The following is a 1,274-nucleotide window of genomic DNA, read 5'->3' as shown; positions in this document are numbered from 1 at the left end:
CGTGCTGATCGGCCGCCCCAGCCGCACCATCCGTAGTGCATGGGTTTACTCAATAAGATCACGCAGGAGATTTGACGTGCACATTGGTGTTCCTCTCGAAACCCAGACCGGTGAAACACGGGTTGCTGCAACCCCCGAAACCATAAAGAAGCTGATCGGCCAGGGTCATAAGGTCACTGTACAAAGCGGCGCCGGCGTTAACGCCAGTGTTCTCGACAGTGCCTATGAAGCGGCGGGTGCAAGCATTGGCAGCGCCAGTGATGCATTTGGCGCCGAGCTGATTCTCAAGGTTGCTGCCCCCAGCAACAGCGAGTTGGCGCTGATCAAGTCCGGCACCATCGTGGTGGGCATGCTCAACCCGTTCAGCAATGAAACCATCGCCAAAATGGCCGAGTGCGGCATTACCGCGTTCGCGTTGGAAGCCGCGCCGCGCACGTCCCGCGCCCAGAGCCTGGATGTGTTGTCGTCGCAAGCTAACATCGCCGGTTATAAAGCCGTGTTGCTGGCCGCTCACCACTACCCTCGCTTCATGCCGATGCTGATGACCGCTGCGGGCACCGTGAAAGCGGCGCGCGTGCTGATTCTTGGCGCGGGTGTAGCCGGGCTGCAGGCCATTGCTACGGCCAAACGCCTGGGTGCAGTGATTGAAGCGTCTGACGTACGTCCTGCGGTAAAAGAACAAATCGAATCCCTCGGCGCCAAGTTCGTCGATGTGCCGTATGAGACCGATGAAGAGCGTGAATGCGCCGTCGGTGTCGGCGGTTACGCACGGCCAATGCCGGCCAGCTGGATGCAGCGTCAGGCCGCGGCCGTGCACGAACGCGCCAAGCAGGCTGACATTGTCATCACCACCGCGTTGATTCCGGGCCGCAAGGCACCGACGCTGTTGAGCGCGGAAACCGTGGCGCAGATGAAGCCGGGCTCGGTGGTCATCGACCTCGCGGCCGCCCAGGGCGGCAATTGCCCACTGACAGTGGCAGACCAGGTTGTTGTCGAAAATGGCGTGACCATTGTCGGCCCGACCAACCTGGCCGGTGCCGTCGCGGCTGACGCTTCGGCGCTCTACGCCCGCAACCTGCTGGACTTCATGAAACTGTTGTTCGATAAAGAAGGACAACTGGTGATCAACCTTGAAGACGACATCGTCGCCGCGTGCCTGATGTGCCGCGACGGCCAGATCGTGCGCAAGAACGGCTGAGGATAAAAACAATGGAAGACATGCTGATCTCTCACGGTATCTACAACCTGATCATCTTCGTGCTGGCCATCTATGT

1 protein-coding gene and 1 pseudogene are annotated in these 1,274 nt (G+C 60.0%); both read left to right on the top strand.

Features of this window, described 5'->3' with window-relative positions:
* Positions 1-76 precede the first annotated feature (76 nt).
* Positions 77-1,198 carry a Re/Si-specific NAD(P)(+) transhydrogenase subunit alpha gene (locus tag ACRESJ_RS00710; RefSeq protein ID WP_431756160.1) on the top strand — a complete coding sequence of 374 codons (1,122 nt, stop codon included), beginning with the start codon at positions 77-79 and terminating at the stop codon, positions 1,196-1,198.
* 11 nt (positions 1,199-1,209) lie between these two features.
* Positions 1,210-1,274, top strand: a pseudogene (locus tag ACRESJ_RS00705) (NAD(P) transhydrogenase subunit alpha); the annotation flags it as partial.

It is taken from the genome of Pseudomonas sp. (assembly GCF_050739655.1).
In the GTDB taxonomy this organism is placed as follows: Bacteria; Pseudomonadota; Gammaproteobacteria; order Pseudomonadales; family Pseudomonadaceae; genus Aquipseudomonas.
Note: the sequence above shows the minus strand (reverse complement) of the source record. Positions and strands in the feature narration are given on the sequence as shown.